Here is a 17776-nt window from a genome sequence, read left to right as displayed (position 1 = left end):
TAAAAGAAGGCCGTACACAAATGCACGACCTCCCGAGTGAGTTGATCTGCATCCGTCTATGGTGGGGCACGTTGCCTTGCGGTACGTTGCCGGTTGGTCACAGTGCATAGCCACTACCAACACTCTTGATACATACGTTCTTCTTTGTTTCTATTATACGAGATTTGATCTGAAAAAGGAATACCGGATGGCCCGGAGGAACTAGTAAGGCGCCAACTCGGTGGCCCTTTTGCACTGACTCATCCTGGCGGTGCCGATGCATACTCAGCACTAGGACTCTGGACGTGAGAAGGGGGATCGTGTCTTGCTTCAAAAAACTTATAAACTAGATAAACTATTTTTCTATGCAGGAAGCAAAACATTTGCTAAACTAGGATTAATGACAGCGCAATCACTCACCGCAAAGGAGTCTGACAATGATCAAACGCGTCCTTATTACCGTAGTTGCTCTCACGACCCTAGGGCTGGCCGCTTGCGGCCACGATGATGACGATCACGAAGCCAAAGACAAAAGCAGCCAGACAACGAAATCAAGCCAGTCGACCAAGTCCAGCCGGTCTTCCAGCAGCAAGGTTGCCCAAACGCTGCCTAAACAGACGCTGGATCAGGCCTGGGACGTTTTCGTGAAGGCTCATCCGGATGCCCAGGTGACGGCGGTGAAGCTCGATCGCGAAACCGGGACCTACCGATATGAAATCACCGGCAACGTCGGGACGACCGAGCACGAAATGACGATCAATGGCGACACCGGCGAAACGATTCAGGACGAGGAGGACTCGACCGACGACAACGACCCGGTCATCAAGCGCGCCGGGCTGAAACCGCTGAAGGACATCACGGCGGCCGCCACCAAGAAGCTCGCTGGCAGCACCGCCACCGAGTGGGATCTGGACACCGATAACGGCCAGGTACAGTGGGAGGTTTCGCTGCAGCACGACAGCGGCGAACACGTGGTTCACGTTGACGCGTACAGCGGAGTTGCGTCAGCCGCGGTGGCCGACGATTAGGCGCCCGTAAAGTTTTTTTCTTGGCAGGCCCGCCGAACGTTTACAAAGGCGGGCTTTTCGCGTATCATAACTAAAGTATGCAATACGAATAACAGAAAATAGTCGGAGGGATATCATGGCTGCAAACTGGGAAAAGAAAGGCGACACGGAAGGTGTTTTGACCTTCGAAATCGCGCAAGATAAAATCAAAAAGGGGTTGGACCAAGCGTTCAACCGCGTTAAGAAGAACCTGAACGTGCCAGGCTTCCGTAAGGGCCACGTTTCACGTACCGTGTTCGATCACATGTACGGCGAGTCCGCACTGTACGAGGACGCACTGAACATCGTGATGCCTAGCGAGTACGACGCCGCGGTTAAGGAAGCCGGTATCGACCCGGTCGACCAGCCAAAAGTCGACATCGATTCAATGGACGAAGGCAAGCCTTGGGTCCTCAAGGCCACCGTTACCGTTGCCCCAGAAGTTAAACTGGGCGACTACAAGGGTCTTGAAGTTGACAAGCAGGACACTACCGTCACTGACGAAGATGTTCAAAAGGAGCTTGAAGACAAGCAGAAGAGCCAGGCTGAACTCGTACTCAAGGAAGACGGCAAGGCTGAAAAGGGCGACACGGTCACAATCGACTATGTCGGCACCGTTGACGGCAAGGAATTCGATGGCGGCTCTGCCAAGAACTACTCGCTCGAACTGGGCTCTAACTCCTTCATTCCTGGCTTTGAAGATCAGCTGATCGGCCACAAAGCCGGCGATGAAGTCACCGTCAAGGTCACCTTCCCGGATGACTACCAAGCTAAGGAACTTCAGGGCAAGGACGCCGAATTCAAGACGACCCTCCACGAAGTTAAGAGCAAGGAACTGCCTAAGCTGGATGACGACTTTGCCAAGGACTTGGACGACGAAGACGTTGACACGCTTGAAGAACTGAAGCTGAAGATCAAGTCTGACCTGCAGGAAAAGAAGGACGACGCCGCTAAGGACGCCATCCAGGAGCAGGCCATTGCTGAGGCTGTTGCGAACGCCACGATCCCGGCGATTCCACAGGCCATGATCGACACCGAAGTCGACAACCAAATGAACCAGTACATGAGCTCCATGCAGCAACAGGGCATCTCCCCGCAGATGTACTACCAGCTGACTGGCACCTCCGAAGACGACCTGAAGAAGCAGTTTGCGGCCAACGCCGAGAGCCGCGTCAAGACGAACTTGGTCCTTGAAGCGGTCGTCAAGGCTGAAAAGATCGAGCCGACTGACGACCAGGTCAAGGCTGAAATTAAGCGCCTGGCTGGCGAATACAACATGGAAGAGAAGGCCGTTCGCAAGGCCCTCACCGATGACATGCTGAAGCACGACATTGGCGTTCAGGACGCGATCACCCTGATCACGGACAACGTCAAGGAAGTGGCCCCGAAGGCCGAAAAGAAGTCGACCAAGAAAGCTGCTAAGAAGGACGATGCCAAGGCAGACAAAAAGGCTGACGCAAAGGATGCCAAAGACGCCAAGTAATGAGATTGTTGGCGGTGCACCTCTCGCATAGCGGGGGGTGCTTTTTCTATCTGAGGAGGCTAGCCCATGATTCGAATCGCGCGTTTAATTGTACGCTTGGCCGGCGGGCCAGGCAGACGGCCCTTGCTGATCATGCTGAGTGGTTTGGCGCTGGTGTTGTTGTCGCGTCGGCGCAGGATGAATGAAAAAGCTCGCGGTCTGGTCTTCACCATCGGCCTGGCCGCCATTGTGGCTGGTCTGCTGTTCTTGGTGTTGGGTGTCAGCTGAAGCGTCACGGGCAGTTGGCTGAGCGCTTTTTTTCCGGGGAATATATCGACAATGGCGAATTAATGACAGCGCTTGTCAAGGCGCGTATGCTGGAGTCAAGAAAACGGGAGGTGACGTCATGGCTAAACCAGTCAGTGCCGAGGTGCAGCGTCAAGCTGACAACAAGTACTACCGTGCGGGCTTTTTGCGCTCGGGGATCGGGTTCTTCGCAAACTACGTCAATTTCACCGGCCGTTCCAGTCGCAGTGAGTACTGGTGGGTCGCGCTGTGGCGGCTGCTCATTGCCGGGCTCGTGATTGCATTGGGGTGGCTGATCCTCGGCGTTGATCACGGGATCACCAAGTTATTTAGCGGGGATATGTTGCGACTCAGCAGTTTGATCGCGTTGATCGCGGTGTTCATGATTTACGGGGTGGCCATCATCGTGCCGGGACTGTCAATGGAAGTGCGTCGGTTTCGCGACGCCGGGTGGTCCTGGTGGTGGCTGGTTGGCTTTTACGCGGCGGGGTCGCTGGGTGGCATTTTGCTGCCAAACGGTGAGTTGAACGATCAGCCATGGGCCACGGCAATCGGCATCGCGCTGATCGTGGTGGCGGCGCTTTTCGAGTTGGTGATCGATTTGCTGCCAAGCAAAAACCCGCCTGTGGCCATAGATTCGACCGTGACCAATTAAATGAAGCGCGGCGCTTGCAGGGGGGCTTGCGCTTATGCTATGCTTGCGCGAGTGCAACTAGGCATGATGCCCTGAGTTTGGTATCATGGAGTTATTAAGAAGGGGTTGAAAGTTAATGTTTGACAACGTTGAAACCACCGGGCCTGTGACCTGCTCGTTCTGCGGCAAGTCGCAGGATCAGGTGAAAAAGATCGTTGCTGGCCCTGGCGTTTACATCTGCAATGAATGTATCGACCTGTGCAAGGAGATTATCGACGAGGAGTTCAAGCAGGATGCCGCTGACAACATGCTTGAAGTACCGAAGCCGGTCGAGATCCTCAAGGTCTTAAACGACTATGTGATCGGCCAAGACGCTGCGAAAAAAGCACTGGCGGTCGCAGTTTACAACCACTACAAGCGCGTGAACCAGATGAATGTGGCCGAAAAAGGCGACACGGAGTTGCAAAAGTCCAACATCGCGCTGATCGGGCCGACTGGGTCAGGGAAAACGTTCCTGGCTCAGACCTTGGCGCGCATTTTGAACGTGCCGTTTGCCATCGCGGACGCCACGACCTTGACCGAAGCGGGCTACGTGGGTGAAGACGTTGAAAACATCTTGCTCAAGCTCCTGCAAAACGCCGACTACGATGTCGAGCGTGCGGAAAAAGGCATTGTTTACATCGATGAAATCGACAAGATCGCCAAGAAGGCTGAAAATGTTTCCATCACTCGTGATGTTTCCGGCGAAGGCGTTCAGCAGGCCCTGCTGAAGATCTTGGAAGGCACGATCGCCAACGTGCCGCCGCAGGGTGGCCGCAAGCACCCGCAGCAGGAGTTCATCCAGATCGACACAACGAACATCCTGTTCATCGTCGGTGGGGCCTTCGATGGCATCGAGACCATCGTCAAGAACCGCCTCGGTGAAAAGACCATCGGCTTCGGCAAGAATTCTGATGAGTCCAAGGCGGTCGAAGGCAAGTCGCTGATGCAGCAGGTCGTGCCAGAAGACCTGATGAAGTTCGGGATCATTCCTGAATTCATCGGCCGGATCCCAATCATCGCCTCGCTGGAGAAGCTGACCGAAGACGACTTGGTCCGCATCCTGACCGAGCCAAAGAATGCGTTGGTCAAGCAGTACCAGAAGCTGCTGTCCCTGGACAACACCGAGCTCGAGTTCACAACTGGTGCGTTGCACGCGATTGCCCACAAGGCGATCGAGCGCGACACCGGGGCCCGTGGCTTGCGGTCCATCATTGAAGCTGTCATGCAGGACATGATGTTCACCTTGCCATCCGAGCCAGATGTGACCAAGGCCGTTGTGACTAAGGCCGCTGTCGAAGGCACCGGCAAGCCGGAACTGATTAAAGAAAAAGACCAAAAGGCGTCCTAAGCAGGCGCGTGCCCGCAGCGAGTCTCTCGTTGCGGGCATTTTTTATGAGGAGTGAGCGGAAATGATGACTTGGTGGTTGAAAGCTTTACTGGTGCTGATTGGGGTCGAGCACCTTGGAATCGCGGGGCTTGAAATGCGTGGCGCCCCTGCCAAGCAAGCCAGTGTCTTCGGGCTGCCACTTGATTTCGTGAAACAGTCCCATGCGCAAATTGCGCTGGCCAACCAAGGCGTCTACAACCTGATGCTGGGGGCGGCGATGCTGGCGAGTGCCTTCACGATAACAGGGCCGTCGTTTTTGACCGTTGCCTTGATTCTCCTGGTCTTCCTGCTGGTAGTCGGTGTGTACGGTGGGCTTACCGTCACGCGGAAGATTTTCCTGGTGCAGGTGCTGCCGGCCGTGATTGGGTTGGCGCTGATTCTGGCTTCCTTGATGGGCTAAATTCGTTTCAACTTCAAAATTCGGCGCACGAAAAAGGCTCCAAACTGATCTGGCGAAATTTAAACCAGACGAGTTTGGGGCCATTTTTGGGTCAGGCCATCATTTTCCGGGCCTTGGCGCGGCCAACGATGCCGTCAATGATCTGCTGCAGGCTGACTTTGGCCATTTCGGCTTCGGCCGCCTGCTGGACCTGGTCGTAAACCTCATTCAAGGTCTCTTGAATGTTGCCGCCGATTGGGCACTGCGGGTTGGTCTTCTCATCGACGTGCAACAGCGCCGTGGGGTCCACTGCGCGGTAAACGTCCAGCAGGCTGATCTCAGCGGCCGGCCGGGCGAGGGCGGGCTGCACCATGCCCGGATGGCTGGTGAGCAGGCCGCCCTTGACCAGCATGGCCATCAGGCGCCGCACCACACTGGGGTTGGCCTCAATGCTGGCAGCAATTTTCTTACTCGACAGGTCCCAGCCGGCGCCAATCTGGACATAGGCCAGCACGTGGACGGCGTCACTTAGCTTGTGGGAGTATTGCATTGCTTGTCACCTCGCTCGTTCAAAATAACAGCTAGGCCTTATTTTAGCACTTCTTTGACGGCGTCAGACAGTGGGGTCAGCGCGTGGCCAAGTACGTCCGGCAGATCAGTCGAGTTTTCATCCAGCACGCCTGCCTTGATCATTGCCATACCGCCGGCGAAAATGCCGGTCAGTTTTGCGGGGACCCCGGTTGCCGCGAGTGCCGCCTGGTAGTCGGCATCGTTCAGGCTCTTGATTTCAAACTGGCCGCTGATGGCCTCGGCCAATTCCCGGTAGGTGCGGGCCGGACCGGCAAATTCATAGACCGACTTGGTGTCAGTCGCCGCCAGCACATCGGCTGCGGCTTCGGCGTACTCGCGCTCAAGGGCCCAGCCGACCTTGCCCTCACCGGCGGCATAGAGAAAGTCCTGACCGGCCGCGGCGGCCTTCAACCGGGGCATTTCATTTTCCAGGTACCAGTTGTTCCGCAAGAAGCTGTGCTTGATGCCGGCATCCAAGATGGCTTGCTCGGTCGCGTGATGGTCGGCAGCCAGGGCCGCGGTGGATACGTCTGCGTGAGGAAAGCTGGTGTAGGCGATGTAGTTCACGCCGGCGCGCTTGGCGGCCGTCACCACATTCTGGTGCTGCTGGCTTCGGGACACCGCGCCGCCTGGGACGGAGGAAATAAAGAGCAGGCGGTCAACGTTCTTCAGGGCCTGGGTCATTTGGTCGACGTCCGTGTAGTCGGCTTGGCGGATCGTGATGCCGGCGGGGTCGAGCGTTTTCGCCTTTTCGGTGTTGCGCGCCAACGCCACAATGTCGCTGGTAGAAATTTTGGCTGCGAGATACTGTAATGCCCGCTGACCGAAGCGGCCAGTGGCGCCTGTTACTGCATATGTTGTCATCAATGAAGAGCTCCTTAGTTGAATATTCTTTCCTGTGCAGATTAACGTAACATGTTGTCTTAAAAAACACAAGGAACAATTCGCTGGTTGCGATGATTTGGTTCGCCTTTTCAAACGTCACCAAACCGTAACCGGACCGATGAGCCCAATTGTTCTGCTGGTATGCTAAACTGAATGGCAGAGTGTTACAGGAGGTAGTTTATGAAAGTCAACAATGTCAGCCTGACCATTAGCGCGGTCAGCGCGGCGCAGTACCCGGACACCGGGTACCCGGAGATCGTGTTTGTCGGCCGCAGCAACGTCGGCAAGTCCAGTCTGATCAACAAGCTGATCGACCGCAAAAGCATGGCGCGCACCAGCGCGGTGCCAGGCAAGACCCAGACGCTGAATTTTTACAACATCGAGGACCTGCTGTACTTCGTCGACGTGCCAGGCTACGGCTACGCGAAGGTCTCCAAAAAAGACCGCGAGCGCTTCGCCGGCATGATCGAGGAGTACCTGAGCACGCGCAAGCCGTTCCGCGGGGCGGTGCAGCTGGTGGACGCGCGGCACACGCCCAGTGAGGACGACGTGTCCATGTACCAGTACCTGAAGTACTTCAACGTGGATGTGCTGGTGGTCGGCACCAAGGTCGATAAAACCAGCAAGGCCAAGCGGCAAACCATCATGCGGGACATTAAGCAGACGCTGGATCTGAACCAGACGGACCAGCTCGTGATGTTCTCCGCGACGACGGGCGAGGGCAAGGACGCCGTGTGGGACTGGCTGACGAAGCAAACGGGAATCGGAGGCAGTGAACAATGAACTTGAATGAGTATCAGCAAAAGGCCAACAAAACGCTGGCCGGCAACGAGCACGTGTTGACGAACCTGACGTTGGGGCTCGCCTCGGATTCCGGTCTGGTGGTCGACCGCATCAAGCGGTACGCCTTTCAGGGCCAGGACCTCGAGCCGGACAAGCTGAAAGATGAGCTTGGCGACGTGCTGTGGTACCTGTCTCAAATCGCGCTCTGGGCGGACATTCCGCTGGACGATGTGGCCAAGGCCAACCTGGCGACGTTGGCTAAAAAGTACCCAGAAGCCAAGCTTTAACCAAATTGCGGCCGCGGTGTTTGCCCTGGTCGCTTTTTAATGTTGATGGTGAGGCATCCTGGGAGCGCGAGCAATGAATATTTACTTAATTACAATGATCCTATTGGTCACCGGGTTTGCCGGGGGCCTGCTGTCGTCCATCGCGGGGATGGCGTCGTTGGTGATGTACCCGGTGTTGATCGCGCTGGGCGTGCCGCCGGTGTCCGCCGACGTTACGAACACGGCCGCGATGATTTTTACCGGGGTTGGGGCCGGTATTTCATCGGCGCGGGAGTTAAAGGCCAATCGCAATTTGATGTTTGCAGTCACCGGCTATGCGCTGATTGGCGGCATCTTGGGCACCGTGATTTTGGCAATCGCGCCGGGCGCCACCTTTGAAAAAGTGGTGCCGTTTCTGATTGCCAGCGCTGGGGTCATGATGCTTTGGTCGGCGCGGGCCAAGACCAATGCGCACACGAAGGGCCACACTGTCACTGGCTGGAAGCTCGTCGAGCGCAATTTTCTGGTCTTTCTGGTCGGCATCTACATCGGTTACTTTGGCGCGGCGGCCGGCGTGATCATGCTGGCGATCCTATCGCTGACCTTGCCGGTATCCTTCGCCGAGGCCAATGCGCTGAAAAACTTCGCCACGCTGTTGACCAATATCGTGTCTCTGGTGATTTACGCCTTTACCACCAAGGTATACTGGCTCATGGTGATCCCGCTGGGCATTGGCATGTTTGGCGGAGGCTACATCGGGCCGATGGTCGTGCGGCACATTCCGCAGCGGGCCATTCGCATCACGATCGGCATTGCGGCCTTTGGGCTGGCGGCGTACTTCTTCTACACCGCATACATGGTATAAAAAAACGGCGCCGGGCTTCTTGCCCAGCGCCGTTTGCGGCTGCTTTGGTTAATTGACCGGCGTGATGGGTTCGCCGCGGCTGGACCGGATCACGTTATTGGCGCAGATCATGGCCATGGCGTCGCGCGCCTCGACCGTCGCGTTGCCGATGTGCGGCGTCAGAATCACGTTCTTCATCGTCTTCAGGCGCGGCTCGACTTGCGGCTCGTGCTCGTAGACGTCTAGCGCGGCACCGGCGATTTCGCCGGCGGCCAGCGCATCGGCCAGGGTGGCCTCATCGATGATCGGGCCGCGCGCCGCGTTGATCAGCAGCGCGGTGTTTTTCATGGCCTTAAACGTCTCAGCGTTGAACTGGTGAAAATTCTCGGCGGTCTGAGGCGCGTGCAGCGTGATGATGTCGGACTGGGAGACCAGCTCATCAAAGGGGACAAAGGTCGCGCCCAGCGCCTGCTCACGGGCTGCCGGTAGCTGATGCCGCTGGGTGTACAGGATGTTCATGCCGAACGTAGCGGCGCGTTTGGCCACGGCCTGGCCGATGTGGCCGGCGCCGACAATGCCCAGCGTTTTGCCCGCCAGCTCGTGGCCGAGGAAAAACAGGGGCTGCCAGCCGTCAAAACCGGCCCCGCGCATCAGCTGGTCGCCTTCGACGATGCGGTGGGAGAGCGCCAGCATTAACCCCAGCGTGACCTCGGCGACCGCGGTGGTCGACACCGCCGGGGTGTTGGTGACGGGGATGTGGCGCGCGCTGGCGGCGGCCACGTCGATGTTGTTGAAGCCGGCGCCGTAGTTGGCAATCAGCTTCAAGCGTTGCGCCTGGTCGATCACGGCTTTGGTGACCTGAGTCGACAGGGTCGCGATCAGAAAATCGGCATCGTGGGTGCCAGCGGCGAGGGCCTGCTCGCTGATCAACCCGGTACCCAGATATTGATCCACGGTGAAACCAGCCTGGGTCAGCGTGTCAGCCGCGGCCTTGGGGATGCGGTCGGAGATAAATACTTTTGGCATGTTACTCCCTCCATTCGCTTCGATTTTACCACGTCTTGGATTTGGCCCAACCCATTTGCCTTTGCGCGAGGGTAAAAAAATAGACCGCGCGCGGCGGTCTGAGCGTTACTTCTTCGTTTTATCCTTGGCTGCCTTGGCCTTCTCGGCTTTTTCCTTGGCCTTGGGATCCGGGCCAGCCGCTTTGGCTGCTTCGGGAATGGTGGCGAACTTGTCGAACATTTCGCCCCAGTCGTTTTTGGTGTTTACTTTCAAGCCCATGCGCAGACACTCCCTTCGTTGCTGCTAGTATAGCATGTTTTATTTACCCGCGAAAAAATGAATTTTATGCGTATATATATTGCATAAAAACTAATTAGCGTGTATAGTTAGTCTCAAGATATGAGTTCGGCGTCTTGCCGGCGAAGGGAAGTAGTCAATATGAGCGATTCACAGCCATTGATTCAAATCGATCATCTGGTGAAGAAGTTTGGGGACCAGGTCGTCCTGAATGATATTTCGGAAACCATCAACCAGGGCGATGTCATTGTCATCATCGGCGCGTCAGGCGGCGGCAAGTCGACGTTCCTGCGCAGCTTGAACCTGTTGAATAAGCCGACCAGCGGCTCGGTCAAGTTTGAGGGCACCGACCTCACGACCCTGAGCGAAAAAGATCTCGACAAGGTCCGCGAAAAAATGGGCATGGTGTTCCAGCAGTTCAACCTGTTCCCGAACATGACCGTGCTCGACAACATCAAGCTGGCGCCGATGAAGGTCAAGGCCGCCAATGACGAAGAGGCCACCAAGAAGGCCAAGGCGCTGCTTGATCAGGTCGGCCTGGACGACAAGGCGAATGAGTTCCCAAGCAGCCTGTCTGGTGGGCAGATGCAGCGTGTCGCCATTGCGCGGGCGCTGGCCATGGAGCCGGACGTCATGCTGTTTGACGAACCGACCTCAGCACTTGATCCGGAAATGGTCGGCGAAGTCCTGAAAGTTATGGAGGACTTGGCCAAGTCCGGCATGACCATGGTCATTGTCACGCACGAAATGGGCTTTGCCCGTCAGGTGGCCAACGAGGTCTGGTTCATGGACCAAGGCGTGATCGCCGAAAAGGGCAAGCCGGAAGACATTTTCAGTCACCCACAGGAAGACCGGACCAAGGAATTCCTGAGCAAGGTGCTCGCCCAGTAATTTTTGGCTATAGTATCGCCGCCCATCGGAGAGGTTTCCCAACCGGTGCGGCGGCTTTTTTTGTACGACGAAAAAAACTCGCAATTACCAGTGCGTAATTGCGAGTTAGTGGGTTATTGTTGCTGACGGCCTAATTGATCTAAGGTGTCAAAGTCTGCTTGGCTTAATTCGATGTCTTGCGCGGCAATGTTGTCAACGACATGCTTGGTTGAGCTGGTGCCAGGAATCGGTAAGATCACATCAGAGCGCTTGAGCAGCCAAGCCAACGCGATTTGAGCTGGGCTGGCATTGTAGCGCTTGGCGATGGCTTGTAATTGCTCGCCTTGGGCCAGTTTACCGGTGGCCAACGGGAACCAGGGAATAAAAGCCAAGTGGTTGGCTTCGGCGTAGTTTAAGACGGCTTCGTCTTTGCGGTCGATCAGGTTATAACGATTCTGAACCGAAACAATTGGGACAATCTTCTGGGCCGCTTGAATTTGGGCAACCGATACTTGGCTCAGCCCAATGTGGCGGATTTTGCCTTCTTCTTGCATTTTAGCCAGTTCGCCGATTTGATCTGCCAGCGGGTAGTTGGGGTCGATGCGGTGCAGCTGCAGCAAGTCAATGTGATCCAAGCCTAAAGTCATCAAGTTTAATTCAACCTGTTGGCGCAAGTAGGCTGGCGCACCAAGCGGGATCCATTGGTTAGGGCCTTGGCGGGTGAAGCCGACTTTGGTGGCGACCATCACTTGGCTGTTGGGGCGCTGCTTGAGCGCTTCACGCAGATAAAGGTTGGCATACAGCGGCCCATAAGCATCGGCGGTGTCGATGAAATTCACACCGTGGTCAATGGCGGTTTCAATCACGGCAACGGCGTTGTCAGGGTCAACAGAAGGCCCCCAGACGCCTTTGCCTGGCAATTGCATTGTGCCATAGCCAAGCCGGTTGACAGTTAATGTTTGATCGAAACTGAATGTTTTTTGCATGTGCAGATTCCTTTCTTTGGTGAAGATTGAATGAGTTTAGTATGCGCGTTCACAAACAAAGATACAAACGAATAGTAAGTGTATTGTGCCTTGCGCGACGCGGGTGAGCCAGTGATTTTGCGTAAAAAATACGGCCCTAACCGGGGAGATTTCCCAACCGGTCAGGGCAGCTTTCCTTTTCTATTCGGCTTGTTCAGGCGCATGTGTCGGCTTCATGCCAATGACGTGCACGACGACCAGAATGGACAGGCCGCCCAACAGCCCGAACAGGATCGCCATGCCGATGCCCCCGAGCCACGCGGACAGGGTGACCGTGGCGCCGCACAGGATGTTGGCCATGGGATTGACGGCCGAAAAGGCGCCGGAGTATGTGCCAATTTTTTCCGGATCCATGAGGTCCGCCCGCAGCGTCTGGCTCGGCGGGACGACGATCATTTCCCCAATGGTCAGGATCACCGCGCAGGCCACCATCGGCCACAGCGTGTTGAACAGGCACGCCAGCGCAAAGCCGAGGGTTTGCAGCGCCATGCCGATGGTGTAGGCGCGGCGCAGTGACCAGGCTTGGGTGAGCCGCGTGAACAGCGACATGAAGGGGATGATGATGGCGGTGTTGATTAGGGTGATGCCGGAAAGCATGCGCTGGCCGTAGATCTCAAGCCCAAACAGCCGCACCGTGTGAAAATCCGCGCCGAGGTGCACGGCCAGGTAATAGCCAAGCTGGCCGGTGACGATGCCTGATAACACCATGCCGACGAGGTACCAGTCGTAGCGGTGGTCGGAAAGCACCCCGAGGTAGCCGCGCACGGCCTGCCACACCGAGCCGGAAAGGCTGTGGTCGGGGGTGAAGCTTTCGGTCATGAAGAACTGGATGATGATCAGGTTAATGATGGTGACGGCGATCATCCCCACCAGCAGCTCAAACAGGTAATCGCGGAAGAACCAGCCGCCCAGCGCGGCCCCAATCATGACGGAGATGTTGATGATCCAGTAAATCAGCGCGTACACATAGCGCCGGTTCTTCGGGGTCGACACGTCGATTACCATCGCCTCCTCAGCCGGGCTGGTGATGGCCCCGCCGACCTGGGCGATCAGAAACCCGAAGAAGGTCGGCACCGGGTAGCGGCCCAGCGGTGAGTTCATGGCAGCGGCGATGGCAAAGCCGAGCAGCGTCAGCAGGGATCCGGCGACCATGATCGGTTTGCGGCCGTGTACGTCGGCGAGGTGGCCGCCGTACAGCCCGGCGACAAAGCCCAGGGCCGAGACGATGATGAGCAGGACCCCGGTGATGCTGGCACCGAAGTACTTGGCGTAGTAAATCGTCATGTTCGGCCCGACCGAGCTGGACAGCATGACTGCCAAAAACACCGTCAGCATGCGCAGTTTTAAGTTGTTGTTCAGTGCCATAAATTCTTTCATTTTTACCTCCGCCCAAACCTTACCAGTATACAAACCGCCGCGGCAAAAGAAAAGACCGCTGTGGGCGGTCTGGTTAATGCTTGCTAGTGATTTTGACGCCGGGGTGGTCGTGGGCTAGGCTTTGGCGCAGTGCGCCTTGCAGCTGGCTGCGCGACTCCCGGGCCAGCTTTTCGGCTGCGTCTTTACGCGACCGCTTCTTGTTGTGCTTGGGCATGTGTCTCATTCCTTGCTAAAAGTTAGTAGGACCAGTATAGCACGGCCGGCGGTAGGACGCCAGCCAGGCGGCAGCAGTGGCAGGCCACTTAGGACGAAAAGGCAGTGAGTTGTCAAAATTCAGTGGCGCATGATATAATCACGTTATTCGAAGATTTCTCACTCATGTGGGACACGAATGCCGCCTCCTTATGCGCAAGGAAGCGGTATTTTTTTCGAGGGCTTGGATGCAAACCGACGCGTGGGTTAGATGGCAGCTAGCTCATGCTCATTTGTCATCATCCAGCCAATGATCGACAAGCGAAGTCGCGACACCGACGAGGATCGGTGCAATGAGCACAACGAAGATTTCATGCATGTGGGACACCCCCTCTCGGAGGCTAGTTGCCAATTTCTAATTACGCTGGTGCCAAGCTTTTCCCTCAATCGATTGTGCCCGGCTGACTTGTATTCTGTCAGTGACAAATTTACAATAGAACGGCAAAGATAAGAAGGGAGGCGAGTGCATGGCATCCGCTCACATTGAACACAAGCTGGCGCTGCTGCCGGATCTGCCCGGCAGTTACCAGATGAAGGACATCAACGGCAAGATCATTTACGTCGGCAAGGCCAAGAACCTGAAGAACCGCGTGCGCTCGTACTTCAAGAGCAGCCACGAAGGCAAGGTCGCCAAGATGGTCTCCGAAGTCGCGGACTTTGACTACATCGTCACGTCCAGCGACAAGGAAGCCTTCCTGCTTGAGATCACGCTGATCCAGAAGTGGCAGCCGTTTTACAACATCAAGCTGAAAAAAGGGACCGGTTACCCGTACATCAAGATCACCAACGAGCGCGACCCGAAAATCGAGCTGACCGGCGACGTCAAAAAGGACGGGGCCTACTACTTTGGGCCGTACCCGAACGTGTACGCCGCGCAGGAGACCATTCATTTTCTGGAAAAAGTCTACCCGCTGCGCCGCTGCAACGGCTTCCAGGGCCGGCCGTGCCTGTACTACCACATGGGGCAATGCCTCGGGGCATGCTGGCGGACGGTGCCCAAGGAAGAGTACGACAAGCAGATCACCAAGATCCGCAGCTTCCTGGATGGCAACACCGGCCGGGTCAAGCAGGAACTGACCAAGAAAATGGAAGACGCGGCCAAGAAGCTCGAGTTCGAGCGTGCCGCCGAGCTGCGCGACCAGCTGCACTACATCGAGGCCACGGTCGAAAAACAGAAGATCATTTCCAACGACAAGACCCAGCGCGACGTGTTCAACTTTTACATGGACAAGGGCTGGATGTCGGTCCAGATCTTCTTCATTCGCCAGGCGCGCCTGATGAAGCGCGAGTCGCGGCTGTTTGCCATCACCACGACGGCCAACGAGGAATTTGAAACCTTCATCATGCAGTTCTACAACCGCAAGAATAACGTGCTGCCCAAGGAGATCCTGGTGCCGGCGGGGCTCGACAATGATGTCCTGGCTCAGGTGCTGGGTGTGCCGGTGCGCACCCCACAGCGCGGCGAAAAGCGCTCGCTGATGGACCTGGCCAAGAAGAACGCGAAGATCAAGTTGGACGAAAAGTTCCGGCTGCTTGAGCTCGATAACCGCACGACCGTTGGGGCCCAGGAAGAGATTTTCAAGGCGTTGGGCCTGCCGTACGGGCACGTCATCGAGGCGTTTGACCACAGCCACATTCAGGGGACCAACCCGGTGTCGGCCATGGTGCAGTTCGTCGACGGCCGCGCCGAGAAGAGCAACTACCGCAAGTACAAACTCGCTGAGGCGGAAGGCAACCACAGTGCTGACGAAGAGGCGAACACTCGCGAGGTCATTCGGCGCCGGTTCACGCGCCTGCTCAAGGAGCACAAGTCAATGCCGGACCTGATTCTGATGGATGGCGGGGAGCTCGAAATGAACGCCGTCAAGGACGTGCTGGAAAACGAGCTGAACCTGCACATTCCTGTTGCCGGCATGGTCAAAAACGACAAGCACCGCACGGCCCGCCTGCTTTACGGCGACTTGGACCAACCCATTGATCTCGATCCGCACTCGCAGGGCTTCTACCTGCTGACGCGGATCCAAGATGAGGTCCACCGCTTCGCCATCACGTTCCACCGCCAGCTGCGCAACAAGAACTCGCTGGCGTCCAAGCTGGAAATGATCCAAGGCGTTGGGCCCAAGACGCGCACGAAACTGCTGCGCCAGTTCAAGACCATTAATCACATCAAAGAAGCCAGTGTCGAGGACATTGAAAAGCTCGGCATCAGCAAGAAAGTGGCCCAGGCGATCAAGGTATCGCTGCAGGCCCAGTAAGTCGACCAGCAGTGGTCGGCTTTTTTCGTGGGTTTGGCGCAACAAAAGCCGGCGCACGCGTCAGTTAACCGTATAATGAACATGGCTGTGGACACGTTAATCGTTAACGGGAATCAGGAGGTTGAGCAAATGAAATGGGGAATCATGGGCTTAGGCAAAATTGCGCGGGATTTTGCGGCGCAGATAAATGAGACGCGGCCGGTTTACGGCGTGGCGAGTCGGGACCCGGCGCGGACTGCGCAGTTTGCGGCCGCTTTTCAGGTTGAGCACCAGTACGCGTCTTACCAGGAGATGGCGGCAGACCCGCACATCGACTGCATTTACATTGCGACGGTGAATTCTCAGCACCTCAAGGACATTCGGTTGTGTCTGGAAGCCGGGAAGAACGTTTTGTGTGAAAAGGCGATTTGGCGCAACTACGCAGAGACCAAGGCGATGTACGACCTTGCCCGCCAGAAACACCTGATCCTCGCCGAGGCGATGACGATTTATCACATGCCGCTTTATCGTCAGCTGCGGCAGCTCATCGAGGCTGGGCAGATCGGTCAGCTCAAGATGATCCAAGCGAATATTGGCAGCGTGATGGCCGCGGACCCGAAGAATCGCTTTTTTGATCCAGCGCTTGGCGGCGGCGCCATGCAGGATATCGGGACGTACGCCCTGTCGTTCATTCGCTTTTTCAGCGGTGACACGCTGGGTCAGCCTCAGTACACGATGAAAAAGGCCCCGACCGGCGTCGACGAAATGTGGTCGATCGCGTTGGCGACGGATAAGGGGGTCCTTGCCAATGCCAACATGGCGTTTCGGGCCAACTTACCGCAGCGCGCACTGATCACTGGTGATGGTGGTTATATCGAGGTGCCCAACTTCTTGCGTGCCGATTCCGCGACGCTGGTGGGGGCGGATGGCACGCCTCGGGTCATTCAAGTGGGCCAAACCGCCCAGGCCATGGCCTATGAAGTTGCGGACTTTGAGCAAGCGGTGCAAACGCCGGCGACTGGGCTAGCCTTCAGCCAGGAAACGCTGGATGTGATCAAATTGATCGATCAGTTAATGACCGCCGCTCAGGTTTAATCCAGGACCGGCAAGACCTGTAAATTTAATGTGAGTTGCATCTGCGCGAGGATCCTTGGTGATTCCAGCTGCGATGCAGTCTCGAGGAATTGAAACGCTCGGCATTGGCAAAAAAGTGGGCCAGACGGTCTAGGTATCGCTGCAGACCCAGCAAGCCGGCCCATGACGGCCGGCTTTTTTAGTCTGGCCGGTCACGCCGCCGCGGGAGAGTGAAGCCCCACCGGTAGAAGGGCCAGTCTCAGGCAAAAAAACAAGCCCACGCCGAAGAACTTTCCAGCGAGGACTTGTGGTGTGGCTTGATTTTTCGTGGACTGGCGGTGGTAACGGCTAGTCGGGATCGATGACCTGACCACGATTTTGGAACGCGCTTAAAGCGGTCCGGGCGATTGGGCCGACAATCAGCAGCTGCAGTGGCAGCGCCATGAACAGGTTAAATATCCAGGTGTGCAGATAGGTGAGGCCAATGTTGCCGCCAAAGTTGGCGGTGACGATCATGCCAAATGCGGACATCAGGCTGACCATCCCAGCAACCATCAGGACGGAAATCCAGACGCCGATGATTGCGGGCTTTTCTTCCATTTCGGGCTTGAAGATGCGATTGAAGAAAATCTTCTTCGCAATTGGGCCAACTAGACCTAGGTCAAGGACTAACGCCACGCCAAGCGCGACTGGGTAACCTTTGAGCACCTCGAGGACGTAACCGGCACTGAAACCATCGCTCATGGCGACGTTATAACCCGCCATGACGAAAACCATTAAACCGGCCATGATGAGACTGAAAAATACTTCTTCTTTAAAATTCTTAGGCACAGATAAAACTCCTTGGCTGTCAGCATAAAATTTTTGGTGGTAGAGTCAGCGCCAAACGCCTATACGGAACCAATTGACATAGTTGTCGCTTGCAGCAGAGTTTAACCATACCAGAATTTTTCAGCGGGTGTAAGAACTATTTTCAGAAAATACTCTCTGGTTATTGCCGCTGGTCGGATTACTTCTTCCTTATGTGCGGCTGATTTAAGACGCGATTTCTGTTTCTGT

General features: G+C 56.3%; 21 protein-coding genes. 12 read left to right on the top strand and 9 right to left on the bottom strand.

What is annotated here, in order from left to right; all coding sequences use genetic code 11:
- Window positions 1-416: 416 nt before the first annotated feature.
- The 6 genes from FC75_RS11090 to FC75_RS11065 all read left to right on the top strand — a co-directional run bounded on the left by FC75_RS11090 (window position 417) and on the right by FC75_RS11065 (window position 5256).
- Window positions 417-1007 carry a PepSY domain-containing protein gene (locus tag FC75_RS11090; RefSeq protein ID WP_056989917.1) on the top strand — a complete coding sequence of 197 codons (591 nt, stop codon included), beginning with the start codon at window positions 417-419 and terminating at the stop codon, window positions 1005-1007.
- Between the two features lie 115 nt (window positions 1008-1122).
- Window positions 1123-2508: a trigger factor gene (tig, locus tag FC75_RS11085; protein ID WP_056989916.1), complete on the top strand. Its 1386-nt coding sequence runs from the start codon at window positions 1123-1125 to the stop codon at window positions 2506-2508.
- Between the two features lie 66 nt (window positions 2509-2574).
- The gene (locus FC75_RS11080) at window positions 2575-2775 is read left to right on the top strand and encodes a hypothetical protein (protein ID WP_054663137.1); all 201 of its coding nucleotides are present in this window, start codon (window positions 2575-2577) and stop codon (window positions 2773-2775) included.
- A 118-nt stretch (window positions 2776-2893) separates the two neighbouring features.
- Window positions 2894-3448, top strand: coding sequence for a DUF805 domain-containing protein (locus FC75_RS11075; RefSeq protein ID WP_054663140.1), 555 nt, complete (start codon window positions 2894-2896; stop codon window positions 3446-3448).
- Between the two features lie 115 nt (window positions 3449-3563).
- Window positions 3564-4817, top strand: coding sequence for an ATP-dependent Clp protease ATP-binding subunit ClpX (gene clpX, locus FC75_RS11070; RefSeq protein ID WP_056989915.1), 1254 nt, complete (start codon window positions 3564-3566; stop codon window positions 4815-4817).
- 61 nt (window positions 4818-4878) lie between these two features.
- Window positions 4879-5256: a DUF1304 domain-containing protein gene (locus FC75_RS11065; RefSeq protein ID WP_225350722.1), complete on the top strand. Its 378-nt coding sequence runs from the start codon at window positions 4879-4881 to the stop codon at window positions 5254-5256.
- A gap of 91 nt (window positions 5257-5347) precedes the next feature.
- Here the strand turns inward: FC75_RS11065 and FC75_RS11060 are convergent, their stop codons facing one another.
- A complete protein-coding gene (locus tag FC75_RS11060) occupies window positions 5348-5785 on the bottom strand; it encodes an Rrf2 family transcriptional regulator (protein WP_054663143.1) in 438 nt (145 codons plus the stop codon).
- A gap of 38 nt (window positions 5786-5823) precedes the next feature.
- Window positions 5824-6669: an NAD(P)H-binding protein gene (locus tag FC75_RS11055; protein ID WP_056989914.1), complete on the bottom strand. Its 846-nt coding sequence runs from the start codon at window positions 6667-6669 to the stop codon at window positions 5824-5826.
- A 201-nt stretch (window positions 6670-6870) separates the two neighbouring features.
- Here FC75_RS11055 and yihA point away from each other — a divergent pair, with 201 nt between their 5' ends.
- From yihA to FC75_RS11040, 3 genes are all read left to right on the top strand, one after another.
- Window positions 6871-7473, top strand: coding sequence for a ribosome biogenesis GTP-binding protein YihA/YsxC (gene yihA / locus FC75_RS11050; RefSeq protein ID WP_054663146.1), 603 nt, complete (start codon window positions 6871-6873; stop codon window positions 7471-7473).
- Complete coding sequence (locus FC75_RS11045) at window positions 7470-7760, top strand: nucleoside triphosphate pyrophosphohydrolase family protein (RefSeq protein ID WP_054663149.1); 291 nt, start codon at window positions 7470-7472, stop codon at window positions 7758-7760. Before yihA ends, FC75_RS11045 begins: the two co-directional genes overlap by 4 nt.
- A 73-nt stretch (window positions 7761-7833) precedes the next feature.
- Window positions 7834-8604 (top strand): sulfite exporter TauE/SafE family protein, encoded by a 771-nt coding sequence (locus FC75_RS11040; protein WP_056989913.1) that lies wholly within the window; start codon window positions 7834-7836, stop codon window positions 8602-8604.
- A 48-nt stretch (window positions 8605-8652) separates the two neighbouring features.
- Here FC75_RS11040 and FC75_RS11035 read toward each other — a convergent pair whose 3' ends face one another.
- Window positions 8653-9609 carry a 2-hydroxyacid dehydrogenase family protein gene (locus FC75_RS11035; RefSeq protein WP_056989912.1) on the bottom strand — a complete coding sequence of 319 codons (957 nt, stop codon included), beginning with the start codon at window positions 9607-9609 and terminating at the stop codon, window positions 8653-8655.
- A gap of 105 nt (window positions 9610-9714) precedes the next feature.
- Window positions 9715-9867 (bottom strand): SPJ_0845 family protein, encoded by a 153-nt coding sequence (locus tag FC75_RS12895; RefSeq protein WP_169790468.1) that lies wholly within the window; start codon window positions 9865-9867, stop codon window positions 9715-9717.
- Between the two features lie 159 nt (window positions 9868-10026).
- Here FC75_RS12895 and FC75_RS11025 point away from each other — a divergent pair, with 159 nt between their 5' ends.
- Window positions 10027-10776 carry an amino acid ABC transporter ATP-binding protein gene (locus FC75_RS11025; RefSeq protein WP_056989911.1) on the top strand — a complete coding sequence of 250 codons (750 nt, stop codon included), beginning with the start codon at window positions 10027-10029 and terminating at the stop codon, window positions 10774-10776.
- Window positions 10777-10889: 113 nt separating this feature from the next.
- On the opposite strand, the gene FC75_RS11020 is transcribed toward FC75_RS11025, so the two are convergent.
- The 4 genes from FC75_RS11020 to FC75_RS11010 form a co-directional block, all read right to left on the bottom strand.
- Window positions 10890-11741: an aldo/keto reductase gene (locus FC75_RS11020; RefSeq protein ID WP_056989910.1), complete on the bottom strand. Its 852-nt coding sequence runs from the start codon at window positions 11739-11741 to the stop codon at window positions 10890-10892.
- A gap of 180 nt (window positions 11742-11921) precedes the next feature.
- Window positions 11922-13157 carry an MFS transporter gene (locus tag FC75_RS11015; RefSeq protein ID WP_056989909.1) on the bottom strand — a complete coding sequence of 412 codons (1236 nt, stop codon included), beginning with the start codon at window positions 13155-13157 and terminating at the stop codon, window positions 11922-11924.
- Window positions 13158-13230: 73 nt separating this feature from the next.
- On the bottom strand, window positions 13231-13371 hold the full coding sequence (locus tag FC75_RS12740; protein WP_156314329.1) for a hypothetical protein: 141 nt from the start codon (window positions 13369-13371) through the stop codon (window positions 13231-13233).
- Between the two features lie 267 nt (window positions 13372-13638).
- Window positions 13639-13728 carry a type I toxin-antitoxin system Fst family toxin gene (locus FC75_RS11010; RefSeq protein ID WP_054663152.1) on the bottom strand — a complete coding sequence of 30 codons (90 nt, stop codon included), beginning with the start codon at window positions 13726-13728 and terminating at the stop codon, window positions 13639-13641.
- A gap of 148 nt (window positions 13729-13876) precedes the next feature.
- On the opposite strand from FC75_RS11010, the gene uvrC reads away from it, so the two are divergent.
- Together uvrC and FC75_RS11000 are read left to right on the top strand one after the other, a co-directional pair.
- Window positions 13877-15664 carry an excinuclease ABC subunit UvrC gene (gene uvrC, locus FC75_RS11005; RefSeq protein WP_056989908.1) on the top strand — a complete coding sequence of 596 codons (1788 nt, stop codon included), beginning with the start codon at window positions 13877-13879 and terminating at the stop codon, window positions 15662-15664.
- Window positions 15665-15793: 129 nt separating this feature from the next.
- Window positions 15794-16738 carry a Gfo/Idh/MocA family protein gene (locus tag FC75_RS11000; RefSeq protein WP_054663155.1) on the top strand — a complete coding sequence of 315 codons (945 nt, stop codon included), beginning with the start codon at window positions 15794-15796 and terminating at the stop codon, window positions 16736-16738.
- Between the two features lie 327 nt (window positions 16739-17065).
- On the opposite strand, the gene FC75_RS10995 is transcribed toward FC75_RS11000, so the two are convergent.
- Window positions 17066-17548 (bottom strand): DUF2798 domain-containing protein, encoded by a 483-nt coding sequence (locus FC75_RS10995; RefSeq protein ID WP_054663158.1) that lies wholly within the window; start codon window positions 17546-17548, stop codon window positions 17066-17068.
- Window positions 17549-17776: the final 228 nt, after the last annotated feature.

This window comes from Lacticaseibacillus camelliae DSM 22697 = JCM 13995 (genome assembly GCF_001436615.1).
Taxonomy (GTDB): domain Bacteria; phylum Bacillota; class Bacilli; order Lactobacillales; family Lactobacillaceae; genus Lacticaseibacillus; species Lacticaseibacillus camelliae.
Note: the sequence above shows the minus strand (reverse complement) of the source record. Positions and strands in the feature narration are given on the sequence as shown.

Excerpts from the sequence above, each read along its gene's own strand:
- FC75_RS12895 (WP_169790468.1), bottom strand. The coding sequence starts at position 9,867 with ATGGGCTTGAAAGTAAACACCAAAAACGACTGGGGCGAAATGTTCGAC.
- FC75_RS11015 (WP_056989909.1), bottom strand. The coding sequence starts at position 13,157 with ATGAAAGAATTTATGGCACTGAACAACAACTTAAAACTGCGCATGCTG.
- tig (WP_056989916.1), top strand. The coding sequence starts at position 1,123 with ATGGCTGCAAACTGGGAAAAGAAAGGCGACACGGAAGGTGTTTTGACC.
- FC75_RS11075 (WP_054663140.1), top strand. The coding sequence starts at position 2,894 with ATGGCTAAACCAGTCAGTGCCGAGGTGCAGCGTCAAGCTGACAACAAG.
- FC75_RS11020 (WP_056989910.1), bottom strand. The coding sequence starts at position 11,741 with ATGCAAAAAACATTCAGTTTCGATCAAACATTAACTGTCAACCGGCTT.
- uvrC (WP_056989908.1), top strand. The coding sequence starts at position 13,877 with ATGGCATCCGCTCACATTGAACACAAGCTGGCGCTGCTGCCGGATCTG.
- FC75_RS11080 (WP_054663137.1), top strand. The coding sequence starts at position 2,575 with ATGATTCGAATCGCGCGTTTAATTGTACGCTTGGCCGGCGGGCCAGGC.
- FC75_RS11065 (WP_225350722.1), top strand. The coding sequence starts at position 4,879 with ATGATGACTTGGTGGTTGAAAGCTTTACTGGTGCTGATTGGGGTCGAG.
- clpX (WP_056989915.1), top strand. The coding sequence starts at position 3,564 with ATGTTTGACAACGTTGAAACCACCGGGCCTGTGACCTGCTCGTTCTGC.
- FC75_RS11045 (WP_054663149.1), top strand. The coding sequence starts at position 7,470 with ATGAACTTGAATGAGTATCAGCAAAAGGCCAACAAAACGCTGGCCGGC.
- FC75_RS11090 (WP_056989917.1), top strand. The coding sequence starts at position 417 with ATGATCAAACGCGTCCTTATTACCGTAGTTGCTCTCACGACCCTAGGG.
- yihA (WP_054663146.1), top strand. The coding sequence starts at position 6,871 with ATGAAAGTCAACAATGTCAGCCTGACCATTAGCGCGGTCAGCGCGGCG.
- FC75_RS11060 (WP_054663143.1), bottom strand. The coding sequence starts at position 5,785 with ATGCAATACTCCCACAAGCTAAGTGACGCCGTCCACGTGCTGGCCTAT.
- FC75_RS11000 (WP_054663155.1), top strand. The coding sequence starts at position 15,794 with ATGAAATGGGGAATCATGGGCTTAGGCAAAATTGCGCGGGATTTTGCG.
- FC75_RS12740 (WP_156314329.1), bottom strand. The coding sequence starts at position 13,371 with ATGCCCAAGCACAACAAGAAGCGGTCGCGTAAAGACGCAGCCGAAAAG.
- FC75_RS11025 (WP_056989911.1), top strand. The coding sequence starts at position 10,027 with ATGAGCGATTCACAGCCATTGATTCAAATCGATCATCTGGTGAAGAAG.
- FC75_RS11055 (WP_056989914.1), bottom strand. The coding sequence starts at position 6,669 with ATGACAACATATGCAGTAACAGGCGCCACTGGCCGCTTCGGTCAGCGG.
- FC75_RS11040 (WP_056989913.1), top strand. The coding sequence starts at position 7,834 with ATGAATATTTACTTAATTACAATGATCCTATTGGTCACCGGGTTTGCC.
- FC75_RS11010 (WP_054663152.1), bottom strand. The coding sequence starts at position 13,728 with ATGCATGAAATCTTCGTTGTGCTCATTGCACCGATCCTCGTCGGTGTC.
- FC75_RS11035 (WP_056989912.1), bottom strand. The coding sequence starts at position 9,609 with ATGCCAAAAGTATTTATCTCCGACCGCATCCCCAAGGCCGCGGCTGAC.